The following is a 20,724-nucleotide window of genomic DNA, read 5'->3' on the forward strand; positions in this document are numbered from 1 at the left end:
CGGCTCAGCGCCCCCCCATGGCCCGGGCCATCAGGAGCTCGCGCGCCTCGGCCAGGAGGTCCGCGGTGGTGACGTCGAGGGGCGCATCGGCGGTGCCGAGCCCGCCGGGCAGCCTCGCGGCGATCTCGGTGATGACGCGCTCAGCCTCCTCGAGGGCGGCGGGGTCGGCAAGGGCCGCGTCCAGCAGAGCGTCGAGATCGAGGCCGGCCTCGGCGGTGGCAAGGCGCGGCGCGGCGGCGGGCGGGCTCAGCCGCAGGTCCAGCTTCTCCAGCCAGATGTCCTCGTGCAGGCGGTGGCAGGCGGCCTGCACCTCGTCGGCGAGCCGGGCGCGGCCGGCGATCATGTCGCGGCGGAGATCGGTGGTGCCGGTGAGCGTGAGGCGCAGGGCGAGGAGACGGCCGTCGGCCTCTCCGACGAGATCGCCGAGGGCGGCCTGCACCCGGACGGGCACGTCGGCAAGCGACGCCACGTCGGTGACGTCGACGGTCGCGCCCTCCCAGCGCGCCTCGTCGACCAGCAGCCGGTCGATGGCGGCGACCTGCCCGTCTTCCACCGTGACGACGACGCCGCCCTTCGGGCCCCGCTCGCGGATGCTGCGGCCCTGGATGTTGCCGGGAAACACGACGGCCGGATCGCGGGAGACGATCTCGAAGTCGTGCACGTGGCCGAGCGCCCAGTAGTCGTAGCCGCGGCTGGCGAGATCGTCGGTGGAGCAGGGGGCGTAGACGGCGTGCGGCGGGCGGCCGGTGAGGGACGTGTGCAAGACGCCGATGTTGAACCAGCCGGGAACGGGGGCGGGGTAGGTGAGCGCGAGATTGTCGCTGGCGGCGCGCTCGGCGAACCCCTGCCCGTGCAGGGCGACCTGCAGGTGGTCGAGCCGGAAGGTGACCGGCTTGCGGGTCCCGAATTCATGAACGGAGACCGGCAGGGTGATCGACCGGGTGACGACGCTTTCCGCGTCGTGGTTGCCCCTCAGCAGGAAGACCGGGATGCCGGCGCGGTCGAGATGGGCGATCTCGCGGTTGAAGAACAGGCCGATCGTGTTGTCCTTCCACTCGCCGTCGTAGATGTCGCCGGCGATGACGACGAAGTCGACCTTCTCCTCCAGTGCCCGGGCGATGAGGCTGGAGAAGGCCGTGCGCGTCGCCTCGGCGAAGCGGTCGGCGATGGCGGCGTCCTTCACGGCGAGCCCGCGGAACGGCGTTCCGAGATGCAGGTCCGCGGTGTGCAGGAACTTGAAGGACGACACGGGCGGCTCTCGGTCGGGGCGAACGGGCGGATGCAGAATCGCCCCCGAAGATCGGCCGTCGGGCCCGCGATGCCAAGGGGAAAGGGACGAACCGCTTCAGGCCGGCGTCCCGTCTCTCCGGACCGGCTTTAGAAGAACGCCATCCGCAGCGGCATCCAGATCGCCATCAGGACCATCATCACGTTTTCGGTCAGCGAGATGAAGCCGAGCGGCACGTTGCTGCCGCCGCCGACGCAGGCGCACTTGAGCTCGCGCTTGTCGATGTAGACCGCCTTGAACACGGAGACGGCGCCGATGGTGCCGATCACGAAGGCGATGGGGGCGGCGATCCAGACCAGCGCGCCGGCGATCATCAGGATGCCGGCGGCGGTTTCGGCGTAGGGGTAGATGTAGCCGTAGCGCACCCAGCGGCGGGCGAGCAGGTCGTAGTTCAGGAACATGGTCGAGAAGCTCTCGACGTCCTGGAGCTTCTGGATGCCGAGCAGGCACATGGAAATGGCGATGAACCATTCCAGCGCGCGGACCGTGAAGATGGTGCCGAAGGCGGCCCAGCTGACGGCCAGCCCCATCAGGAAGGCGACCGCAAAGATGGCGATCACCGGCCGGTAGCTGGTCTCGTCCTCGTCCGGCACGTACTCGCCGAAATACTCGCGCAGATCGTCGTAGCCACCGATCCGCTCCCCGTCGATGAAGGTCTGCGGCGTGGTGTCGACGTCGTGCTCGCGCTGGAAGGCGTCGGTCTCCGGGCGTGTCGTCAGCCACTGGTCGTCCACGTCGAAGCCGTTCCGTTCCAGCAGCGCCTTCGACTTCAGCCCGAACGGACAGACATGGTCCTCCATGACCATCCGGTAGAGGGTCGCGGTTTTCTCGTCGCGGGTCGTGGCTGACGTCATCGGTCTCTTCCTCGGCTGTCTCGTCTCGGCGCTCGCGGCTACTTGCCGTCGATCTCCGCGGTCGCTGCGGGACCACCCTCCAGGTCGGAGATGAGCGCCTTCATTTCCGCGATCTCCCTGCGCTGGGCCTCGATGATCTCGTCCGCCAGCTTGCGGACCCTCGGATCTTCGAGGTTGGCGCGCTCGCTGGTGAGGATCGCGATGGAGTGATGGGGGATCATGGCGCGCATGTAGGACACGTCGCCGACGGTGGCCTGGCTGCGGACCAGGAAGAGGGCGCCGGCGAACACGATCACCGCACCCACCACGATGGCGATGTTGGCCGTCCGGTTCGAGTACATGCCCAGCATGAAGGCGAGCATGATGACGGCCATCGTCGCGCCCATGTAGAGGGCGGCGTAGGCGCGTGTCTCGCTGAAGAAGACGTGGTCGATCGCGTAGGTGTTCAGATACATCAATCCGAACATGACGACGGTCGACGTGACGATCATCGCGAGGAAGCGTGCGTAGGACATGTTTCCCCTCCGGCGGCTGCAGTCTCCATTCGGCTCCGAAGGCTAATGTCCGGGGCCGGTCATGGTTCCGTGCTTTTCCCGGCCGCGCGCCGCGGCCGGGAAGAGGGGAGGCGCCGGCGATCTACTGCGAGGCCTGGTCCCGGGCGGTGATTTCCGCCTGGACGGCGCGCTGTTCCTCCGGCCACTGGCTCTTGATGTAGGCCAGCACGTCGCGGATCTCGTCGTCAGAATAGGTGTCGCCAAAGCCGGGCATGTCGCTCTGGTAACCGTCGCCGACGACCGCCGCCGTGCCCTCCTTCACCAGACGGAACAGCAACGCGTCGCTGTGGTGCCAGGTGTGCCCGGTCTCGTCGTGCGGCGGCGCCGGATAGCGGCCGTTCGGGCCGGGCTGCCGCCAGTTGGCCTGGCCGGCCAGGTCGGCGCCGTGGCAGGAGGCGCACGCCTCCGCGTAGATCCGCTCGCCGCGGGCGAGGTCGACGGCGCCCGCCGGCGGCGGCGAGGGCCGCATCGCGATCCAGGCGCCGGCGGCGGCCACGGCGACGACGACGGCGGCGCCCGCCAGCGCGAGATGCGCGCGCCTCACAGCCGGACCCCGCGCAGCCGCAGCGCGTTGCCGATGACGGAGACCGACGACAGGCTCATGGCCAGCGCCGCCACCATCGGCGACAGAAGCACGCCGAACAGCGGGAACAGGATGCCGGCGGCGATCGGCACGCCGGCGGCGTTGTAGGCGAACGCGAAGAACAGGTTCTGGCGGATGTTGGCCATCGTCGCCTGGGCGAGCCGGCGCGCCCGGACGATGCCGCCGAGGTCGCCCTTCACCAGCGTGATGCCGGCGCTCTCCACCGCCACGTCGGCGCCGGTGCCCATGGCGATCCCGACGTCGGCGGCGGCCAGCGCCGGCGCGTCGTTGACGCCGTCGCCGGCCATGGCGACCGACAGGCCCTGGCCGCGCAGTTCCTCGATGAGGGCGCCCTTGCCCTCCGGGCTGACCTCGGCGCGCACGTCGTCGATGCCGAGCGTGCGGGCAACGGCCTCGGCCGTGCGGGCGCTGTCGCCGGTGGCCATGACGATGCGCATCCCCGCCTCGTGCAGCGCCCTGATGGCGGCGGGCGTCGTCTCCTTGATGCGGTCGGCGACGCCGATGAGGCCGGCGGGCTTGCCGTCGATGGAGACGTACATGGCGGTCTTGCCGTCGCCCTGCAGGGCGGCCGCCTTCTCTTCGAGATCGCCGAGCGCGACGCCTTCCTCCTCCATCATGGCGCGGTTGCCCAGCGCCACGCGATGGCCGTCGACGCTGCCGCGCACGCCCTTGCCGGTGACGGCCTCGAAGCCGGTGGCGTCGCGGCGCGCCACGTCGGCGGCGCCGTCGACGATGGCTTCGGCGAGCGGATGCTCCGAGCCGCGTTCCAGGGCGGCGGCGGCCGACAGCAGGAAGTCGCGGTCGGTGCCGGCGACGGGGACGGCGTCGGTGAGCGTCGGCTTGCCCTCGGTCAGCGTGCCGGTCTTGTCGACCACCAGCACGTCGACCCTGGCGAAGCGCTCCAGCGCCTCGGCGTCGCGGATGAGGACGCCCGCCTGGGCGCCGCGACCGGTGGCGACCATGATCGACATCGGCGTGGCGAGCCCGAGCGCGCAGGGGCAGGCGATGATCAGCACGCTGACCGCGGCGACGACGGCGTAGCCGATGGCCGGCGCCGGGCCGAAGACGATCCACGCCACGAAGGCGATCGCCGCGATCGCCACCACGGTGGGGACGAAGTAGCCGGCGACCCTGTCGGCCAGGCCCTGGATGGGCGCGCGGCTGCGCTGGGCCTTGGCCACCATGTCGACGATGCGCGACAGGGTGGTCTCGGCGCCGACGGCCTCGGCGCGCATGATGAAGCTGCCGGTCTTGTTGAGGGTGCCGCCGGTGACCGGCTCGCCCTCGGTCTTTTCCACCGGAACCGGCTCGCCGGTGATCATGCTCTCGTCGACCGACGAGTGCCCCTCCAGCACGACGCCGTCGACGGGGACGGCCTCGCCCGGCCGCACGCGCAGGCGGTCGCCGCGCTTCACCTCGTCGACCGGAACGTCGGTCTCGCCGTCTTCGGTGACGCGGCGGGCCGTCTTCGGGGCGAGGTCCATCAGGGCGCGGATCGCGTCGCCGGTGCGCTCGCGGGCGGTGAGCTCCATGATCTGGCCGACGAGGACGAGGACCAGGATCACCGCGGCCGCCTCGAAGTAGACCGGCGGCAGGCCGTGGGGCCCGAGCAGCGCGGCGGGGAACAGGCCGGGCGCCAGCAGGCCGGCCAGGCTGAAGAGATAGGCCGCCCCCGTCCCCAGCATGATCAGCGTCCACATGTTGGGCGCGCGGTTGACGATGGAGTTCCAGCCCCGCCGGAAGAACGGCCAGGAGAGGATCACCACCGGGGTGGCGAGCAGGAACTGCACCCACACGTAGACGTGCGGGCCGATCCAGGCGGCGAAGGGGATGCCGACATGGCCGCCCATCTCCAGCAGGAAGACGGCGGCGGCGAGCGGCGCGCCGATCCAGAAGCGGCGCCGGAAGTCGACGAGCTCGGGGTTCGGGCCGGCGTCGGCCGACGGCGTCATCGGCTCCAGCGCCATGCCGCAGAGCGGGCAGTCGCCGGGCGCGTCGCGGACGATCTCCGGGTGCATCGGGCAGGTGTACTGGGTGCCGGCCGGCATCGGTTCCGGCTCCGGGCGGTCGCCGAGCCAGGCCTCCGGCTCTGCGGTGAACTTTCCGTGGCACCGCTCCGAGCAGAAATAGAACCGCTCGCCGGCGTGCTTCGCCATGTGCTTGGCCGAGGAGCGGTCGACGCTCATGCCGCAGACCGGATCGGTGGCGGTGAGGAAGGCGCCGGGATCGGCCTGGAACTTCGTCCGGCAGCCCTCCGAGCAGAAATGGAACGTGTGGCCCTCGTGGTTGGCCGTCGGCTTGCCGGCCGCGGGATCGACCGTCATGCCGCAGACGGGGTCGCGCACGACGGGAGCATCGGTGTCGAGGGTGGCGTGAGCGGTCATCGGTCGAGCCCTCCGGCGGGTGGTTTTCGAAGCGAGACCCTCCAGATGGGCCTTCCAGCAACTGGAAGGTCAAGCCCGGTGAGACTATATTTGCGGACACCGTCCATTCGGGCGGCCGGGATGCGGAGACGTGCCATGAACATCGGCGAAGCGGCGGCGGCGAGCGGGCTGCCGGCCAAGACCATCCGCTACTACGAGGACATCGCGCTGGTGCGGCCGGCGCGCTCGGAGAACGGCTACCGGGATTTCGCCGAGAGCGACGTCCACAAGCTGGTGTTCCTGGCGCGGGCGCGCTCGCTGGGCTTCACGGTGGAGGAGTGCCGCCACCTGCTGTCGCTCTACGAGGACCGCAGCCGGGCGAGCGCCGACGTGAAGGCGATGGCGCGCGATCACCTGACGCGCATCGACCGCAAGATCGCCGACCTGGAAGGGCTGCGGGCGACGCTGGGCGCGCTGGTCGAGCGGTGCCACGGCGACGGACGGCCGGACTGCCCGATCCTCGACACGCTGGCCGAGCGCGAGGAAACCGCCTGAGCGGCGACGCCGGCGCGAGAGCCGGCCGGGAGGGCCGCCGGGCCGCCTACCAGCGCCGCGAGAAGCTGGCGATGACCGACTTGCTGGCCGACGACGAGGCGACGTCGTCGAGGGAGGCGGCGATGCTGAAGCCGTCGGCGATCTGCTGTTCGGCGCGCAGGCTGGTGTGCCAGTCGCCGTCGTCGGGATCGCGGTTGTTCTGGGCGACGAACGCGGTGCCGGTGGGGGCGAAGTCGACCCGCACGGCGTTGAGCGCCGTCCAGTCCGGGACGACATCGTCGTCGGCGCTGGTCAGGGTGTAGCTGTCCTCGAGGCTGGCGGAGACGAGCTTGCCGAGCTTCCAGACCTTGCGGCCGGAGAAGCTGACCGAGCGCTCCCTGGACTCGGGGTTCACCTGGACGCGGATCTCGGTGGTGTCCCACTTGAGGACGCCGGAGCCCCTGGGCATGACGACGGTGCCCCAGATGGTGCCCGACGGGGCGCCGGACGCGCGCGCCCGACCGGCGGCGGGCGACTGGATCGCCGCCACCTCGAAGTCGACCGTCGTGCCGATCGACGGCACCCACCACAGTGGCGAGCTGGTGCCGACGCTGACGTCGTAGGTGCGCGCGGCGGCACTGGTGACCGTGACGCTGAGCGGCTTGTTGCCCTGGGCGATCGCTGGGCCGGCGGAGAGAAGTGCGGTGGCAAAGGTGCCGGCAAGGGCTGCGCGATGCAGCAGGGCGCGGGCAATCATGAGACGGAATCCGATTCACTCGGGAGCGGCGCCTCCTACCGCTCCGGGACGATGAACTTCGTTATCGGATTGTTATTGCGGTGCAATATAGCACGCGCGGCCCCGCCGCCGAAGACCAACTTTTCGGCAGTCGCGGCGGGGGCGCCGGGCCCCGGTCGGGCCTGACAATCCATGCGCTTGAGGGTCTTTGGAGAACCGTTCCAGGTCCGGCCGCCCATTTCTGCGGCAGGTTTCGAGCGGAGGAGACGGCCGGCGGGCGGATTGCCCGCCGAGCGCCGCGCTAGTAGTCGCGCTCGAAGAACAGGCCGAGGCTGGAGTTGCCGTCCGATCCGACTGCCCCGCGGGCCGTCAGGTCCGGGGTGATGTCCAGGTTGACGGTGCCGCGGGTGGTGCCCTGGGCGCCGGCTTCCACGCCGAGGTAGATGTTGTCCTCGATGTAGCGCCCGGCCTGCACGGCGGCGTTGCCCTCGCTGTCGGTGATCACGTCGAGCTGGTCGAGGCCGGTCGCCTGGCGGAGGTTGTTGAGGAGCGAGCTGTTGCCGCCGCCGGCAAGCTCCGCCGCCGCCGCCGCGAGCTGGGCGATCTGGAAGGCGGAGAGCTCGCTGAGGCTGCGCTTGAAGATCAGCTGCGCCAGCACCTCGTCCTCGGGAAGTTCCGGCTGCGAGGAGAAGTTGATCTGCAGGTTCGACACCCGGCCGGTGACGTGCACCGTCACCGTGATGTCGGAGCCCTGGGAGGTGGCGGTGAAGTCGACGAACGGGTCGAGATCGCCGATGAGCGTCACCGTGCCCTCGTCGAAGGTGATGCGCTGACCAACGATCTGCAGGTTGCCGCGGATCAGCCGGAAGCCGCCGATCGGCTGGATGTTGGTGACCGGGCCGGTGAGCTGCACCGATCCGCCGAGCTCGGTGTCGAGGCCGCGCCCGCGCACGAAGATCTGGTTGGGCGCGCTCACCTTGATGTTGACCTGCACGACGCTCGGCCGCGCCGTCGGCACCGGCTTGCCGCCGATCATCCGGGCGCGCTTCAGGGTGGTGAGCACGGCGGCCGGCGGGTCGACATGGATCACGTCGATGACTGGCGCCCCGCCGCCGAAGTTCTCCGGCACGGTGATCTCCGCCCGCTCGATGCGGATGTCGCCGGCGATCAGCGGATCGCGGGTGAGCTGGCCGGTGACGGTCAGTTCGCCGTTGACGGTGGCGACGACGAGGTCGCCGTCGGAGTAGCGCGCCTGGTCGAGGACGATGCGGATGTCGGCCGGGAAGCCGGCTCGCGGGTCGATGCCGACGGTGCCGGACACGTCGATCGAGCCGCCGCCCACCATCCGGGCGCGGCCGGTGCGCAGGGTGACGCGGTCGCGGTCGATGCTGCCGGCGATGACGATGTCGGTCAGGCGCAGGTTGGTGTCGGGATCCACGACCTGGGTGTTGGCCGTCTCGAACGAGCCGGTCACCACCGGGTTGGCGAGCGGCCCGCTGACCGCCGCGTCGAACGACAGGGTGCCGGAGACCTGGGTGCCGCGCTCGGCGAGCTGTCTGTTGGCGAGCGCCAGCGGCACGGTGCCCCGGATCGCCACGTCGAGGCCGTTGCCGGAGAGCGGCACGCGGCCGGAGGCGGAGATCGCGAGGCCCTGCGGACCGGCGACCTGGGAGCTGGAGAGGGTGAGGATCTGGTTGCCGTACTGGCCCTGGGCGCTAAGGGTCAGCGGAGCGGCGCCGAACTGGACCAGCGGGGCGGCGCTGAGGCCGTTGCCGTCGACGCTGAAGGTCGCCGCCGGGTTGGCGAGCGGCCCGGTGACCTTGGCGCGGCCGGAAACGATGCCGGAGAGGTCCTGTCCGGGGGCCACCGCGTTCAGGCTCGCCAGCGGGAAGCGGTCGAGGGTGACGTCGAGGTCGAGCGACCCGTCGCCGAGGGGAACGGCGCCGTTGGCCGTCGCCCGGAAGCCGTCGGGGCTGGTGACGGTGGCGTCGATCTGCAGACGGTTGGTGGTCGAGGTTCCGCGCGCGACGACGTCGAGCGAGGAGATGCCGGCCTGGCGCAGCGCCGCCGCCCGGAGGCCGCTCCCGGTCGCGTCGAAACGGACGTTCGGGTTGTCGCGGGTGCCGCTGACCACGGCGGTGCCGTCCACCGTGCCGCCGAGCGCCAGATCGGGCTTGATCGCATTGGCGATGGCAAGCGGCAGCGAGGCGATGCGGACGTTGAGGTCGAGCGTGTCGGCGATGGTGCCGTTCGCCGAGACCTCGCCGCCGCCGACCGCGAGGTCGAGACCGTCGATGGTGATGTTCTGGCCGGCGATCAGCACGGAGGCCGGGGACCTCAGGCGCGCCGCGAGGTCGCCCTGGACGAGGTTCGCCCTGCTCAGCGACAGCCGGAAGCCGCCGGCTTCGGGGGCAAGCGTCCCGGCGGTGTCGATGGTGGTCCCGATCGCCAGCGCGGCGTTGGCGGTGAAGTCGGTGGCCTCGCCCCGCTTGGTGGCCTTGGCCTGAAGGGTGGTCACGTCGTAGCCGGCGGCGACGATCTGCTGGCCGTTGACGGTGCCGTCGATGGCCGGCACGCCGAACAGGTCCTCGATGCTGGCCTGCACGTCGGCGGCGCCGACGCGGACGCTGTCGAGCACGAGATTGCGCACCTGGGCGTTCACGGTGGCGTTCTGGTCGCCGTCGGGATGCGAGAGCTTGATGTCGGCCTTGGCCGAGCCGGTCGCGTCCACCAGGGCGAGCGCCGCGGCGAGCGAGATGTCGGGCGCATCGAGGACGATGGCACCGTCGAGGAGACCGTCCTTGGACTGGGTCAGGTCGCCGGTGAGGTTGGTGCCGCCGGCGGTGAACGAGAGCCCGGTGAGACGCTTCTCGCCATCGGCCACCGCGATGTCGGTCACGAGCGAGACGCGGTGCCCGTCGAGGAAGGCGCCGCCGTCCACCTTGCCGGTGAGCGTGTCGTCGCGCAGCGTGCCGTCGAAGGCGAGGGCGCCGTCGGTCAGGCTGCGGTTCTGCAACTGGCCCTTCGGCACGCTGGCCTTGAAGGCGAGCGCGATGACGCCGTCGCTGCCCTTGGCGGTGCCCGACGCGGTCACCCGCCCCGAGGCGTTGTCGGTGACGAGGCCGAGGTCGGCGAGCGCCAGGTCGAAGGCGAAGTCGGCCGCGCCGGTGGACAGTCCGCCGTTGGCGTTCAGCTCGACGTCGGTGTTGCCCAGACGCAGCTTCGTGGCGCGGAAGCCCGATTCATCGCGGGCGATGCCGCCGGTGATGGTCGTCTCCTGGGAGAACAGATTGTCGACCGCGTCGATGTCGACGTGAAGACCCTTCGAGGTGCCGTCGAGCGTCAGGTCGAAGCCGCCGGAGACGGGGCGGATCTCGCCCTTGGCGGTCATGTCGAGCTGGCCTTCCAGCCTGCGGTCGGCGAGCTGGGAGAACGGGGCGAGGCTCGAGGCGAGCAGGCGGATGGTGCCGTTGAACGCGGCGTCGGCGATGTCGCCAGCGGCGTTCACCGACAGGCCGTTGCCGGTGATCTGGGCGCGCGTCAGCGTCACCGGGGCGCCGGCCGCCCAGGACCCGTTGACGTCGAGGCTGATGGTGTCGCCCAGCGCGGTCGCGACCTCGGGCCGCTCGGAGGTGATGCCCGTGACCTCGCCGTCGACGCCGAAGGTGATGCGCCGCGCCTCGGCGTTGTTCAGGTTCTGGGAGAGCCCGCCGAGGATGACGGAGACCTTCTCGGCGGAAAACGTGCCGGTGGTCAGCCCGTTGACCTCGATGCGGCCGTTCCAGTCTTCCCGACCGGCCTCGCCGAAGGCGAGCTGGATGAGGCCGTCGCCGACGGACGCCCCGGCGGCGCCGGGCAGGACGACCCGGTTGTCGGTGGTGTCGGCGATCCGGCCGTCGACAGTGAGGCGGCGCAGGAAGCCGTCGGGGGCCGTCTCGCCGGATCCGGTGAGGGTGAGCTTGTTGCTGTCCACGTCGAACTTCTCGACGGCGAACGACCCGTCGTTGCGCGAGACGCCCGCCACCGTGATGAGGGTCCCGTCGCCGAAGAGTTCGCGCTGGGCCGGGGCGATGAGTTCGGCGATCGAGCCTTCGAGACGGGCCTCGAAGCCGAGGCCCTCGGTGCGCTCGCGCAGCCGCACGGCGCCCGTCACCAGCCGCCGGCCGCTGGCGTCGAGGCTGATGTCGACGTCGAGGTTGTCGAGCGGACCCTCGCCCTTGATGGCGAGGTCGATCGGCGGGCGGCCTTCCATGTTCAGAAGGTTGGCGACGACGCCGTCGGCGGGCTCGGAGAGCGCGAGGTCGAGCGCCAGCGCGCGCGTCGCATTGGAGAAGCTCGCCTTCAGCTTCAGCTCGCCGCCGGGGCCGTCGAGACGGGTGATCGCGAGATCCGTGTCCAGCTCGCCGGACTGAAGCCGCAGGCTGCCGTTGATCGACAGCTTCGCGGCGAGGCCGAACACGGGCTGGCCGAAGGAGATGTCCGGAACGTTCAGCTCGCGCAGGATGACGGCGACGGGCAGTTCGGGAAGCTGAAACGGCCGGGCCTCGGGCGAGGGCAGGCTCTTGTCCGGGTTCGGACCGCGCGGCATGTCGATCTGCTCGGCGGTCAGCGTGTCGATGGACAGGCGCCCGCGGATGAGCGCCGTCCGGTTCCAGACGATGGAGGCGTTGGTGATGGTCAGCCAGATGCCCTCGTCGTCGGCGACGGTGATCCGGCCGATCGTGGCGTTCGACGACAGCGCACCCTGGATGCCCGACAGCCGGATCTGGCGGTTCGGCGCCGACAGCTGGTTCTCCACGAAGCGGGTGAGGAACGAGCGATCGGCCTCCTCGTCGCTCTGGGCGAACGCCGGCAGCGCAAACAGGACCACACAGAGGGCGAGAAGGAGGCGGATCAAAACGCTTGTCCTATGCCGACGTAGAAGGCGACGCTCGGATCGTCGGCGTCCTTTTCGAGCGGAACGGCGACGTCGAGGCGAATGGGTCCGAGGCTGGTGAAATAGCGCAGGCCGACGCCGGCGCCCATCTTGACGTCCTGGTCGAAGTCCGGCGTGGAGTCCGCGCCGACGAGCCCGGCGTCGAGAAACGCCACGGCGCCGATGGTGTCGGTGAAGCGGCCGCGCAGTTCGACGGAGCCTTCGACCAGCGACTTGCCGCCCACCACGTTGCTGCCGACGTCGACGCCGATCGAGCGATAGGGATAGCCGCGCACCGAACCGCCGCCGCCGGCGAAGAACAGGATGTCGGGCGGCAGCTCGTCGATGGACGGGCCGACCACGGTGCCGATCTTCGCGCGCCCGGCGATCACCAGCCGGTCGTCGGCGCCGATGGGCAGGTAGCCGCGCGCCTCGCCGGTGAAGCGGGAGGCCATGTTGGCGTAGTCGAACTCGTAGAACGGCAGCGCCGTCACATCGACGTAGACGCCGTGGGTGGCGTTCACCGGATTGTTGCGGTTGTCGAAGGTGAGGGCGCCGAGGAACCCCGCCGTGGTGAAGTCGCGGGTGCCGTAGACGTTGTCCTCGAACTGGGCGCGGCTGCCGGTCACGTAGGCCTTGGCGGTCAGCTCGTTGCCGAACAGGCGGGTGAAGCCGGCCTGACCGTTGACCCCGGTCTTCGTGTAGGGATCCAGCACCTCGCGCTCGAAATAGGCCGACGTGGTGAAATTGGTGTCCGGCGTGCCTACGCCCGGCTTGGTGAAGGTGGCGCCGGCGCGATAGGTGAAGTCCTGCGGGTCGGCGTTGTTCTCGAAGTTGGCGACCCGGCCCTCGATGCGCAGCTGCTCGGCGCGGCCGAACAGGTTGCGGTGGAGCCAGTAGGTCTCGAGGCCGATGCCGTCGATGGTCGAATAGGTGCCGCCGAGGCCGATGCGGTGAAGCTTGCGCTCCTGCACCACGACGGTCATCGGCAGGCTGCCGTCCGGACCGATCTCCGGCGCTTCCTGGATCTGCATGGCGCGGAACACGCCGAGGCGGGCGAGCCGGTCGTTGGCACGCTTCACATCGTCCGGATCGAACTCGGCGCCGGGCTTGAGGTCGGCCATGTAGCTGACGAAGGCCGGATCCATCTTCTCGGTGCCGGTCACGGTCGTCTGGCCGAAATAGGCCTTGCGGCCCGGCTGCATGTCGATCTCGGCGTCGATGGTCTTCGTCGGGTGCTCGGCGACGACGCGGCGCGGCCCGGCCTTCGCCTTGGCGTAGCCCTGCTGGCGCCAGGCGGATATCTCGAGCTGTTCGGCGCGCAGGATGGTTCGCGACCGCGCCGGCTGGCCCGACGCGAAGCCGGCCGATTCCGGGGTGGCGACCGCGTCGCGGCGGTTGGTGGCGGGCGGCGCGCGGTTGGCGATCCGGGTCTCGTCGAAGAGGAACAGCGGGCCCGGATCGACGGTGATGCGGACGTCGGCGTTCTCCGCGAGGCGGGTGTCCGGCGGCAGATCTGCGGCCTGGCGGCCGTCGACGGTGATCGACACGGTGCCGCCGTAGCGGGCCTCGCCGTAGAGGGAATAGACGATGCCGCTGTAGTCGCCGCGGGCCTTCGCCAGGAGGCCGGCGGCGCCGGAGGCGGGCTTCTCGCGATCCTGCCAGAGGCGGGAGGCGTTCTTCAGCGTCTTCTCGATGCCGGAATCGTCGCCGGTGACCTCGAAGGTGACGGTGTAGGGCTGGGGCTCGCCGATGATCTCTTCGGGGTCGGTCTTCTTGCTGCCGAAGAAGGTGTGGCCGAAAAGCTCGAACGCCGCCGCCGGCGCGGTGAACGCCGGAATCCACAGGCCGGCCACCAGAACGGCAGCCAGCGAACGGCGTCCGGGACGGCCGCTCAAGAGTGTCGCTCGCACAATCGGTCGACCATCTCGCGCCATACTCTTTTTACGTGCCCCCCTCCACGGTGCTTTCTTCCACGAGTGGAGGCGGGCATTCAACCCGCGACCACCTGCAAGGTTAGTCCTTCGTAACGATTCCGGCGCCATGCTGACCGAAAGGCGACACCCCCGTGGCGCGCGATGCCAGGGGGGTGTCCGTGGCAATCTGCGGGCGCATCCGCACGGATCCGGACGGCCGGGACCTTAACCGGCAGGAATGAAGAAAACGTGCCTGCGGGTGCAACGCGGGCCGGGCGGGCACGATCATCGTGAAGTTGTGATTGGACGGGAGGCAAAGGCAGGAGTCGATTGCCCCATCGCGGATGCTGAAACGGCGAATAGCCGGATCGGCGGCCCGGGATAATCTGTTTGTGGTGTCTCAATAAGTTCGGCATAAGCTTTGACGGTCGTCCATGGCCGGCATCGTTGCTGGAAAAGTCGAGGACTGTGCGCATCAGAAGGATCGTCCCCACCCCGACCGGTTCCGAGGACCGGCTTGTCCGGCCCGGCGGACGCGCGCCGGCGAGTTCGACGAGGGCGCGCGCTGAGGTCGACAGCGACGGGCGGTGGGGGGCGTTCGCCGGCCAGCTGAGGCACCTGTTCCTGCGCCGCGCCGCTAGGCATGCCGTCGTCCGCTCGGTCGCCGGTGTGCGGACCGACGCGGCCGCCACCGACGGCACCTCCGCAGAAGCGCCGGCGCCGGAGCTGTTCGAGCGCGCGGTGGAAGCGGCCGGGATCGGCACCTGGGAATGCACGCTCCCGGATGAGAAGCTGGTCTGGTCGGGGGTCACCTACGACATCTTCGGGCTGCCGCGCAGCCACAGGCTCGAGCGCCGCGACGCGCTCGCCTTCTATCCCCGCGCCTGTCTCGCCACGCTGCTGGAAACCCGGCAGCGGGCGCTGGAGACCGGGGCCGGGTTCACCCTCGACACCGAGATCGTCAGCGTGTCCGGGTCGCGCCGCTGGATGCGCATCACCGCCACCGTGGATCACGACGGGCACGGCCCGCGCCGCCTGTTCGGGCTGAAGCAGGACATCACCGAGGAGAAGCTGCTGCTCCGCAAGGCGCAGTATCTCGCCGAATTCGACGCGATGACCGGGATCGCCAACCGGACGCGCTTCGAGGCGGGGCTCGCGGCGCTCTGCCAGGAGGCGGGGCCGCCCGGGCGGCCGGGCGCGCTGATGCTCATCGACCTCGACGGCTTCAAGCTGATCAACGACACGTTCGGCCATTCCGCCGGCGACGCCAGCCTGCGGGAGGCGGCCGCGCGGCTGTCGAAGGCCTGCGAGGGCGCCGGCATGGTGTCGCGCGTGGGCGGCGACGAGTTCGCCGTGCTGGTGCCGCCGGGCAGCGACATGGCCTGCACGGAGGCCCTGGCCGCCCGCATCGTCGCGGCGCTGGCCGAGCCGATGGAGCGCGACGGGATCAGCCTGGGCTTCTCCGCCTCCGTCGGCATCGCCGCGGCGCTGGGGGGCACGCCGCGTGAGCTGTTCACCCAGGCGGACGCGGCGCTCTACGAGGCGAAGGACGCCGGCCGCAACACCTACCGGATCTTCGCGCCGCCCACCCTCGGCTGACCGGCGCCGGGAGCCGGATCCCGATCCGGTGTTCCCACCCGCCCGCAAAAGTCTCTAGAATCGCGGACCGGCCCGATGCGGGGCCGGCTGGCGGCAGCTCTGGGGGCAGCCATGACCACGACGCTGTCCGCGGCACTCGGCTACACGCTGGTCCCGCTCGCCGCCGGGATCATCGGCGCGCTGCTGGCCGTCCTCCGGCCGCCCGGCCCGAAGGTCACCAGCGCGGTCCAGCATTTCGCCGCGGGCGTGGTGTTCGCGGCCGCCGCCGGCGAGATCCTCCCCGACATCCTGGAACAGGGCGGCATGGTGCCGACGGTGGTCGGCGGGCTCGCCGGCATCGCGGCGATGCTGGCGCTCGGCCGGCTGGAAAAGGTCGCCGCCGGACCCATCGGACTGCTCGCCACCGTGGGCATCGACCTCCTGATCGACGGGCTGGTGCTGGGGATCGCCTTCTCGGCCGGCGCGGCGGTCGGCGTGCTGCTGACCATCGCGCTGACGCTGGAGGTGCTGTTTCTCGGCGTCAGCACCGCTATCGGGCTCGGCGAGCGCATCGCCTCGCGCGTCCGGGTGGTCGGGCTCACCGCGGGGGTCGCGCTCATGCTGCCGCTGGGCGTGCTGCTCTCCGCGCCCGTCGCCTACGCCTCGGCGCCGGTGAAGACCGGCCTGTTCGCGTTCGGGCTGATCGCGCTGCTCTATCTGGTCACCGAGGAACTGCTGGTCGAGGCGCACGAGCAGGCGGAGGACACGCCATGGATCACGGCGCTGTTCTTCCTGGGCTTCCTGGTGCTGCTGGTGCTGCAGGAGGCGATCGGCTGACGAACGCCTCTTCCGATCAGGGGGTTCTACCTGATCGATAGGAAATGGCTCCAGATTCAATGGCTTGAGCAATTCCTCTTCGTTCAGATCGCTTCGATCTGAACGGCAAATGCTCTAGCGCCCGTCGGTGCCGGCGGCCTTCATGGCGAGGACGGCGGCGGCGGTGCGGTTTTCCACGCCGAGCTTGTTGAGGATCTTCTCCAGGTGCTTGTTCACTGTGCCGGGGTTGAGGGTCAGGATCTCGGCGATGTCGCGGTTCGACTTGCCCTGCATGATCCAGTGCAGCACCTCGGCCTCGCGCATGGTCAGGCCGAACTTCTCCTTCAGCCGCTCTTCCAGCGACACGGTGTCGGGCGACAGGCGGACCAGCACGTCGCCGGAGGTGGCGCGCCCGACATAGGTGACCGTCAGGGCGTCGCGGCCGCTGCCGGAGCTCCAGGGCGTCACCGACGTCACCGGCCGGTCGATGGTGTCGGCGAGCCAGGCGAGCAGCGACGCGTCGGCGATGCGCTGCCGCTCGGCGATCAGCCCGGGCAGCTTGTCGGCGAACTGGATCGCCTGGTCGGAGGCCCAGGCGATGCGCCCGCCCGGCGCCACCGCCATGATCGGATGCCCGACCGCGTCGAGGGCGTGGCGCGCGTCGTCGACGAGGCGCGCGTTGGCGACGTGCACGGTGACGCGGGCGATCAGCTCGTCGGTGTTGACGGGCTTGGTGATGTAGTCGACGCCGCCGGCGCGCAGCCCCGAGACGATGTGGGACGGGTCGCTGAGGCCGGTCATGAAGATGATCGGCGCGGGGTTGGGGTTCGGCCCCGACTTGAGCCGCCGGCATGTCTCGAAGCCGTCGAGCTCCGGCATCACGGCGTCCATCAGGATCACGTTGGGCCGCACGCGCTTGGCGAGCGCGATTGCGGTGATCCCGTCGCGCGCCACCAGCACGGTCAGGCCGGCCTCCTCGAGCGTGTCGATCAGCATCGACAGCGTCTCGGGCGCGTCGTCGACGACGAGCACGATGTTCTGTCCGCCGCTAAGCGTCACGGTTCGCCTCCATCTCCGAGAGCACCTTGTCGAGGTGGGGCAGGTCGAAGGTGGCGACGATGCCGCGCAGGCGGGCGACGGTGCCGGTGAGCCCCGGGTCCTCGCTCTCGATGGCGGCGAGCGTCTGTCGCAGGCCGCGCGGGTAGCCGATCTGGGCGAAGCGCCTGAGCTCCTCCAGCCGGTCGAGGGGGATGCGCGGGGCTTCGAGCGCATCGGTCCGGTTGACGCCGTCGGCAAGGGTGTAGGTGATCTTGAGGTGCCTCTCGAGCTTGATGAGGAGTTCGTCGATGTTGATGGGCTTGGCGATGAAGTCGTCGTGGAGCGCGCCCTGGTTGCCGCGCGAGCGCTGGTCGGCGGCATGGGCGGAGACCATCAGGATGGGCGTCGTCTCCTCGCCGTTGGCGCGCAGATACTCGGCGAACTGCCAGCCGCTCATGCCGGGCAGCGAGACGTCGAGCAGGAACAGGTCCGGCGACAGCCGCGCGAGCAGCTCGATCGCCGCCTCGGCGCTCTCGGCGAAATGCAGGGAGAAGCCGACCGGCCGCAGCGCGTCCTGAAGCAGCGCACGGTGGTCCGGCTCGTCCTCGACGGCGAGGATGGTGCGCGGCGGGCCCATGTAGCCGTTGACGACGCGGCGGTGGTTGGTGGGCAGGGTGGTGGTCCGGTAGACGCGCGGCAGCATCAGCCGGATCTCGAAGCGGCTGCCGACGCCGGGCGTCGAGTCCACCGTCAGCTCGCCGCCCTGGATCTCGGTCAGCAGCTTGGTGATCGTCAGCCCCAGGCCGGTGCCGGGGATGACCGGCCCGTGCGGGCGGGTCAGCCGCTCGAACGGCAGGAAGATGCGGGGGATCTGGTCGGCGGGGATGCCTGGGCCGGTGTCGATCACCGTGAAGCGCGCCACCTCGCTGCGGTACTGGACTTCGAAGCGCACCTCGCCCGACGGCGTATAACGGATGGCGTTGGTGAGCAGGTTCATCAGGATCTGGCGCAGCCGGCGCTCGTCGCTGCGCACCCAGTCGGGCAGGCGGTCGATGGCGCTGTAGGAGAAGGCCAGTCCCTTCTCGTCGGCCTGCATCCGGAACACAGCGACCAGCTGGCTCAGGAACTCCGGCAGGTGGATGGTCTCGGAATAGATCTCCAGCCGGCCCGCCTCGATCTTGGAGATGTCGAGCAGCCCCTCGATCAGGCCGGACAGGTGCTCGCCGCTGCGCCGGATGATGGACACGGCCTCGTGCCGGCGCGGCGGCAGGTCGGGGTCGGTCTCCAGGAGCTGGGCGTAGCCGAGGATGGCGTTCAGCGGCGTGCGCAGCTCGTGGCTGATGCCGACGACGTAGCGGCTCTTGGCGACGTTGGCGGCGTCGGCTTCCCGGCGCGCCCGCTGCAGCTCGGCGTCGGTGCGCTTGTGGGCGCGGATCTCGCGCATGAGAAGCTGCGCCTGCTGCTCGCTTTCGCGCATGGCGGTGCGCTGGCTTTCCTGGGCGAGCACGAACAGCCAGATGGCGATGCCGGAGACGAAGGTGAGGGCGGCGAACGACAGCCACAGCGATTCCACCAGCGAGCCGTCGGGATCGACGCTCACGTCGTAGATGAGGCGCATCGGCAGCCCGATCAGCAGCATGGCGAAGGCCATCAGCACGACGAACGCGGCGTAGCGGGTCTTCAGGGCACGGCCGATGCTGCCGGGAAACAGCCAGTCCACCAGATCCTTGACCTGCTCCGGCAGGCTTCCCGTCGGCTTGCACATGTCGGCGCAGCGCGCGTCGAGGGAGCAGCACAGCGAGCAGATCCAGTTGGCGTAGAACGGGCAGTGGATGACGTCCTCGCGCTCCAGCGTGTTGCCACAGACGCCGCAGGTCTTCTCGTTCTCGGCGAGCGGCTCCGGCTGGCGGGCGATGTAGTAGCGGCCCCGGGTGGCGGCGGCGATCAGCGGCGCCAGCAGGAAGGCGGCGGCGAGCGTCAGCGGCGTCGCGAAGGCGGCGAGCGTCGCGCCCAGGATGCCGCTGGAGGCGGTGAAGCCCAGCGCGGCGGAGCCGATCATGGCGCCGACGCCGACCGGATTGACGTCGTAGAGATAGCCGCGGCGGAACTCGATGCCGGGCGGGCTGAGCCCCAGCGGCTTGTTGACGACGAGGTCGGCGACGATGGCGCCGATCCAGGCGACCGCGACTGTGGAGTAGATGGCGAGGGTGGATTCGAGCGCTGCGAAGACCCCGAGCTCCATCAGCATCAGAGCGATCAGGACGTTGAACAGCAGCCAGACGACGCGGCCCGGATGGGCGTGGGTGAGGCGGGAGAAGAAGTTCGACCAGGCGATGGAGCCCGCATAGGCGTTGGTGACGTTGATCTTGAGCTGGGAAATGACGACGAAGGCGCCGGTCAGCGCCAGCGCGATGGTCGCGTCCGGGATCATCGTGCGGAACGCCACCAGATACATCTGCGTCGGCTCGACGGCGTTGTGCAGCGAAACGCCGGCGTGGACGGCGAGCACGGCGAGATAGGAGCCGGCGAGCATCTTGGCGACGCCGAGGACCGACCAGCCGGGCCCCGCGGTGATCAGCGCGAACCACCACTTGCGCCTTTCCGCCCGGGTGGTCGGCTCGGGCAGGAAGCGCAGGAAGTCGACCTGCTCGCCGATCTGCGCGATCAGCGAGAACACCACCCCCGACGCCGCCCCCACCATCAGGAGGCTCGCGCCGTCGGAGACCTGCCCGTTGCGCGGCTCGAACGACACCCAGTCGGCGATCCCGAGGTCGCCCGACATGGCCACCAGCACGAACGGCAGGGTGTGGAGGATGATCCACGGCGCCTGGGTCCACTTCTGGAAGATCGAGATCTTGGTGAAGCCGTGGGTGACCAGCGGGATCACCACCAGCGCGTTCAGGAGATAGCCGATGCCGAGCGGCACCCCGAAGCAGAGCTCCAGCGCCAGCGACAGGATCGCCGCCTCCAGCGCGAAGAAGATGAAGGTGAACGAGGCGTAGATCAGCGACGTCACCGTCGAGCCGATGTAGCCGAAGCCGGCGCCGCGGGTGAGGAGGTCGATGTCCACCCCGGTCCTGGCGGCGTAGTAGGCGATCGGCAGCCCGGTCAGGAACAGGACCGCGCCCACCAGCATGATCGCGAAGACGGCGTTGTCGAAGCCGTAGGAGAGGGTGATCGCGCCGCCGATCGCCTCCAGCGCCAGGAACGAGATCGAGCCGATCGCCGTGTTGGCCACGCGCCCAACCGACCAGCGACGGGCGCGCCGCGCCGTGAAGCGGAGCGCGAAGTCCTCAAGCGTCTCGTTCGCGACCCACTGGTTGTAGGTGCGGCGTTGCCGCGTGATGGGGCGCGGTCGGCTCATCGTGCGGTCAGGCGCATTCAATGAATGTCTCCCGGCATGCTGCGCTGCGGTGAAGATGCGCTCCTTTCCCGCCGGTGCGGCGGACGGTGGGCGCTCGACACCCGGTCAGCCGTCCGCCTCGGCGGCCGTCCCGTCAGTCCAAGAGCCAGCATGGCGTCCACTTT

Annotated in this window: 13 protein-coding genes; 3 read left to right on the forward strand and 10 right to left on the reverse strand. The window is 70.1% G+C overall.

Annotated features, from left to right (window positions below; genetic code table 11):
* Nucleotides 1–4: 4 nt before the first annotated feature.
* The 5 genes from AB7M35_RS14740 to AB7M35_RS14760 all read right to left on the reverse strand — a co-directional run bounded on the left by AB7M35_RS14740 (nt 5) and on the right by AB7M35_RS14760 (nt 5,684).
* A complete protein-coding gene (locus tag AB7M35_RS14740; RefSeq protein WP_453961056.1) occupies nt 5–1,249 on the reverse strand; it encodes a metallophosphoesterase family protein in 1,245 nt (414 codons plus the stop codon).
* 128 nt (nt 1,250–1,377) lie between these two features.
* The gene (locus AB7M35_RS14745) at nt 1,378–2,142 is read right to left on the reverse strand and encodes a MauE/DoxX family redox-associated membrane protein (protein WP_453961058.1); all 765 of its coding nucleotides are present in this window, start codon (nt 2,140–2,142) and stop codon (nt 1,378–1,380) included.
* Nucleotides 2,143–2,180: 38 nt separating this feature from the next.
* Nucleotides 2,181–2,657: a DUF305 domain-containing protein gene (locus AB7M35_RS14750; RefSeq protein WP_453961060.1), complete on the reverse strand. Its 477-nt coding sequence runs from the start codon at nt 2,655–2,657 to the stop codon at nt 2,181–2,183.
* Between the two features lie 121 nt (nt 2,658–2,778).
* Complete coding sequence (locus tag AB7M35_RS14755) at nt 2,779–3,240, reverse strand: c-type cytochrome (protein ID WP_453961062.1); 462 nt, start codon at nt 3,238–3,240, stop codon at nt 2,779–2,781.
* Nucleotides 3,237–5,684, reverse strand: a complete 2,448-nt coding sequence (locus tag AB7M35_RS14760; protein WP_453961064.1) for a heavy metal translocating P-type ATPase — start codon at nt 5,682–5,684, stop codon at nt 3,237–3,239. Before AB7M35_RS14760 ends, AB7M35_RS14755 begins: the two co-directional genes overlap by 4 nt.
* Nucleotides 5,685–5,819: 135 nt before the next feature.
* On the opposite strand from AB7M35_RS14760, the gene cueR reads away from it, so the two are divergent.
* Nucleotides 5,820–6,218 (forward strand): Cu(I)-responsive transcriptional regulator, encoded by a 399-nt coding sequence (gene cueR, locus AB7M35_RS14765; protein ID WP_453961066.1) that lies wholly within the window; start codon nt 5,820–5,822, stop codon nt 6,216–6,218.
* Nucleotides 6,219–6,264: 46 nt separating this feature from the next.
* On the opposite strand, the gene AB7M35_RS14770 is transcribed toward cueR, so the two are convergent.
* The 3 genes from AB7M35_RS14770 to AB7M35_RS14780 all read right to left on the reverse strand — a co-directional run bounded on the left by AB7M35_RS14770 (nt 6,265) and on the right by AB7M35_RS14780 (nt 13,785).
* Complete coding sequence (locus tag AB7M35_RS14770; protein ID WP_453961068.1) at nt 6,265–6,954, reverse strand: hypothetical protein; 690 nt, start codon at nt 6,952–6,954, stop codon at nt 6,265–6,267.
* Nucleotides 6,955–7,234: 280 nt separating this feature from the next.
* Nucleotides 7,235–11,830: a translocation/assembly module TamB domain-containing protein gene (locus tag AB7M35_RS14775; protein WP_453961069.1), complete on the reverse strand. Its 4,596-nt coding sequence runs from the start codon at nt 11,828–11,830 to the stop codon at nt 7,235–7,237.
* Complete coding sequence (locus tag AB7M35_RS14780) at nt 11,827–13,785, reverse strand: autotransporter assembly complex protein TamA (RefSeq protein ID WP_453961070.1); 1,959 nt, start codon at nt 13,783–13,785, stop codon at nt 11,827–11,829. The genes AB7M35_RS14775 and AB7M35_RS14780 overlap by 4 nt, the downstream gene beginning before the upstream one ends.
* A 447-nt stretch (nt 13,786–14,232) precedes the next feature.
* Between AB7M35_RS14780 and AB7M35_RS14785 the strand changes: the two genes are divergently transcribed.
* The gene (locus tag AB7M35_RS14785; protein ID WP_453961072.1) at nt 14,233–15,363 is read left to right on the forward strand and encodes a diguanylate cyclase domain-containing protein; all 1,131 of its coding nucleotides are present in this window, start codon (nt 14,233–14,235) and stop codon (nt 15,361–15,363) included.
* Nucleotides 15,364–15,474: 111 nt separating this feature from the next.
* Nucleotides 15,475–16,179, forward strand: coding sequence for a ZIP family metal transporter (locus AB7M35_RS14790; protein WP_453961074.1), 705 nt, complete (start codon nt 15,475–15,477; stop codon nt 16,177–16,179).
* Nucleotides 16,180–16,293: 114 nt separating this feature from the next.
* On the opposite strand, the gene AB7M35_RS14795 is transcribed toward AB7M35_RS14790, so the two are convergent.
* Nucleotides 16,294–17,217: a response regulator gene (locus tag AB7M35_RS14795; protein WP_453961075.1), complete on the reverse strand. Its 924-nt coding sequence runs from the start codon at nt 17,215–17,217 to the stop codon at nt 16,294–16,296.
* Complete coding sequence (locus tag AB7M35_RS14800; RefSeq protein ID WP_453961077.1) at nt 17,207–20,560, reverse strand: ATP-binding protein; 3,354 nt, start codon at nt 20,558–20,560, stop codon at nt 17,207–17,209. The genes AB7M35_RS14795 and AB7M35_RS14800 overlap by 11 nt, the downstream gene beginning before the upstream one ends.
* Nucleotides 20,561–20,724 lie beyond the last annotated feature (164 nt).

Source organism: Amorphus suaedae (assembly GCF_053629675.1).